The 3,792-nt window shown below is 38.4% G+C and carries 4 protein-coding genes; all 4 read right to left on the bottom strand.

The genetic code is table 11. The annotated features are described in order from the left end of the window. Window positions 1-322: 322 nt before the first annotated feature. Entirely contained in the window at window positions 323-571 is a 249-nt protein-coding gene (gene mtrB, locus AC1DUW_RS23200; protein ID WP_053346782.1) for a trp RNA-binding attenuation protein MtrB, read from the bottom strand. A gap of 19 nt (window positions 572-590) precedes the next feature. Further along, window positions 591-1,157, bottom strand: coding sequence for a GTP cyclohydrolase I FolE (folE, locus tag AC1DUW_RS23195; protein WP_053346783.1), 567 nt, complete (start codon window positions 1,155-1,157; stop codon window positions 591-593). A gap of 323 nt (window positions 1,158-1,480) precedes the next feature. Beyond that, entirely contained in the window at window positions 1,481-1,753 is a 273-nt protein-coding gene (locus tag AC1DUW_RS23190) for an HU family DNA-binding protein (protein WP_034308023.1), read from the bottom strand. Window positions 1,754-2,347: 594 nt separating this feature from the next. Then, window positions 2,348-3,792, bottom strand: a 1,445-nt coding sequence (gene spoIVA, locus AC1DUW_RS23185) for a stage IV sporulation protein A (protein WP_477643563.1), incomplete at its 5' end; no start/stop codon positions are given.

Genomic DNA, 3,792 nt, shown 5'->3' with positions numbered 1-3,792 from the left:
AAATATGGATGTTGAGCTTTGGTTTCTATTAATTGTTTTAATTGCCTTAAGTCGTTCGTTATGTTTAACAATTGAGATCACCCTTGCATCCCCGAAAGATAATTTTTTTTCATACATATTGGTTTCTGTCTGTGTAAAATACACATTATTATACCATAAAAACAATCAGATGAAATGGACAACGTTTATAAAATGAAACTTCCATAAATAAGGAAACCATCGTCTTATGTTCATTCAAAAAAATGGATGCGGGAAATTTACAGCTTGTTAAAACGCGATATCAGGTGATTGATTTAAAACATAACCAATTAGGGACAAGATTTTACTTGTCAGAAGGATTCTTTTTCGAATCACTTTCAACCTCACCGAATGGAGTATAAATCTTTGCATGTCCTCTGATTTTAATCGCAGAAGTGTGCTCTGTGAATTGTGCGATCATCACTTCCCCTGAATCGAGTTTTTCAGAGTGATGAAACTTAGTATCCGTTCCTCTAGTTAAACCGATGACATTTACACTATCCTCAATAGCTTTAATTACCACAAAATCATTCAAGATCTTTTTTTCATTCATTTTCTAACCCCCTATATCCTTAGTCTTTAATGAATGCCAGTACTTCAGCTCTTGTACGATGATCCTTAGCAAAAGTTCCTCTCACAGCTGAAGTCACTGTTTTAGACCCGGGTTTTTTGACACCTCTCATTGTCATACACATATGTTCAGCCTCTACTACCACCATGACACCATGAGGTTCAAGCTTTTCCATTATGGAGTCCGCTACTGTTGAGGTGATGCGCTCTTGAAGTTGTGGACGCTTTGAAACCGCCTCTACAGCTCGGGCTAACTTACTTAAGCCGGTAACTTTCCCGTTTTTCGGGATATATGCTACATGAGCTTTTCCATAAAAAGGCACTAAATGATGTTCACAGACTGAGTAAAATGGGATATCTTTTACAAGGACAAGTTCCTCATGGTCTTCTCCAAAAACAGTATCAAAATATTCTTTTGGATCCTGAGTAAGTCCTGAAAAAATTTCTTCATACATTCTTGCTACACGGCCAGGGGTATCAAGCAGTCCTTCTCTAGTAGGGTCTTCCCCAACAGCCTCAAGAAGCATTTTCACCGCTTCTTCAATTTTGGCATGGTCAACATTAGCCATTTAAACTTACCTCCTAAAAATAAATAAAATAGTATGTATTCAGAAAAAAATGCATGGCGTTTCACCCTGACATTCATATTTCCTATTTTTAAAGCAACCTAAGCTTAACTGAAATGTATTAGCTTAAAGCGACCTCTAAACTTAGTTTTGTCGTGATTGATTTTTTCATAATGGTATATCCTTTTGAATAAATTTATCAAAATCAACTTTTCTAAAATATTCACTGTCTTTTATATTATCACAGATAGAAATTAAGAAGCAAAAAAAGGGCCGCGTTTGCACGCGGCCCTTTTCCGGTTAAGCACCCGTATGTAATGGTAGAGTTACTTCACTGCATCTTTAAGTGCTTTACCAGGTTTGAAAGCTGGCACTTTGCTAGCTGCAATTTCAATTTCGTCACCAGTTTGTGGGTTACGACCTTTACGAGCCGCACGTTCACGAACTTCAAAGTTACCGAAACCAATTAATTGGACTTTATCACCGTTTTTTAGAGCTTCTAAGATTGTATCAAAAACAGCATCAACAGCTTTTGTAGCGTCTTTCTTAGAAATTTCAGTTGCTGTAACAACTTCATTAATCAATTCTGTTTTGTTCATGCCATTCACCTCCTCCCAAAAGGATCTTTATAAAAAATCATTATTACAACACAATAATAGTGATTTGATATTAGTTTCGGTCAAAAATTTTCATTCCCTGATAATCAGGGTTTACCCAGTTGAAATAATTTCCCAAAAAATGCACCTAGAAATTTTAAAATAGGTTGAAATCGCTGATATAACGCGTTTTCTGTATGTAGATTATCACAAATCCTATTAGCTTAGCAAGGGAATTCAAAAAATAATGGGAATCTTTTCATAAATAATTGTATATATTATAAATTTTGTCTTTCGCTATTCATCATTTCCCTTTTTTATAGAAATTAAACTTGTTATATTACTGAAAATCGCATAACCATAGGCTTTTAGCAATTATACTGAAAAAACAACCAGGTTTTCAATAAAGAAACTCCCTTCAAGAGATATTTTTCTTAGAATATAATTGTTTCCCCTCTTACTTTGGCAACAAAGAAGCCGGTATGCCCTAATGTAAAGCCAAAAACGTATCATCCATTTTTTTATTTTTAGTAAATTCTAGACTCACATGTAAAAAGACCAATCCGATGAAGGAGTTGGTCCAGCTTTTAACCTTTTTTATAATATGATAGCAATCAATCCCCCACTGCCCTCATTAATAATCCTTTCCAGAGTCTCCTTCAATTTGTAACGTGCATTATCCGGCATCATCGCTAATTTCACCTGAATGCCTTCTCTTACGTAAGAACTTAGGCTTCGGCCAAAAATATCAGAATTCCAAATGGATAGTGGATTGTCTTCGAAATCTTGCATTAAATATCGAACCAATTCTTCACTTTGCTTTTCCGTTCCAATGATTGGTGAAAACTCCGATTCAACATCGACCTTAATCATATGGATTGAAGGAGCCACAGCTTTGAGCCTGACCCCGAACCTGGCTCCTTGACGGATAATTTCCGGCTCATCTAGACTCATATCATTAAGAGAAGGGGCTGCAACGCCATAACCCGTTTGTTTAACCATTTTTAATGCATCCGCAACCTGGTCATATTCTGCCTTGGCATATGCAAAGTCTTGCATCAGAGATAAAAGATGATCCTTCCCCCGTATCTCCACACCGACAATTTCTTTTAAAATATCATCATAGAGTTCATCCGGTGCGTAAAGGTCGATTTCAGCCACGCCCTGACCCATCTCAATACCTGCAAGAGCGGCACGGTCGATAAACTCGAATTCATTGAAATGACCGACTACACGGTCTACATCTCTTAGGCGTTTAATGTCCTTTACGGTCTCTTTTACAGCTTCCTGATAGCTTTCTCTTAACCAATGATCCTCCCTCAGAACCATTACCCAGCTCGGAAGATTCACATTGACTTCAAGTACTGGAAATTCATATAGGGCCTCACGCAGGACGCTGTATACATCTGATTCCCGCATTCCTTCAACGCTCATGGCCAATACAGGTATATCATACTTTTCCTGTAAAGATTCCTTTAGTGCGACTGTATTTGGGTGATGGGGCTGAACGGAATTGACAATCATTATAAATGGCTTGCCAACCTCCTTCAATTCTTCAACAACCCTCTCCTCCGCTTCTAAATAATCACTGCGTGGAATTTCTCCGATTGATCCATCCGTAGTAACAACTACGCCTAAAGTGGAATGATCCTGGATTACTTTTCGTGTGCCGATTTCAGCTGCTTCATTGAACGGAATCGGCTCCTCGTACCATGGAGTATGAATCATACGTGGACCATTCTCGTCTTCATACCCTTTAGCCCCAGGTATTGTATAACCCACACAATCGACTAAACGAATGTTCACTTCAAGCCCTTCCGCAACCTGAATCGACGCTGCCTGATTCGGTACGAATTTAGGTTCTGTCGTCATGATCGTTTTTCCAGCAGCACTCTGAGGTAATTCATCCTGTGCCCTGGCACGGTCAGCTTCTGACGGTATATTCGGAATAACAACAAGCTCCATGAATTTCTTAATAAATGTGGATTTCCCTGTTCTGACGGCACCGACTACACCTAAATAAATGTCGCCACCGGTACGCC

This window comes from Peribacillus sp. P4_C12 (assembly GCF_056402095.1).
This window is presented reverse-complemented; position numbering and strand designations above follow the sequence as displayed.

Excerpts from the sequence above, each read along its gene's own strand:
- mtrB (WP_053346782.1), bottom strand. The coding sequence starts at position 571 with ATGAATGAAAAAAAGATCTTGAATGATTTTGTGGTAATTAAAGCTATT.
- AC1DUW_RS23190 (WP_034308023.1), bottom strand. The coding sequence starts at position 1,753 with ATGAACAAAACAGAATTGATTAATGAAGTTGTTACAGCAACTGAAATT.
- folE (WP_053346783.1), bottom strand. The coding sequence starts at position 1,157 with ATGGCTAATGTTGACCATGCCAAAATTGAAGAAGCGGTGAAAATGCTT.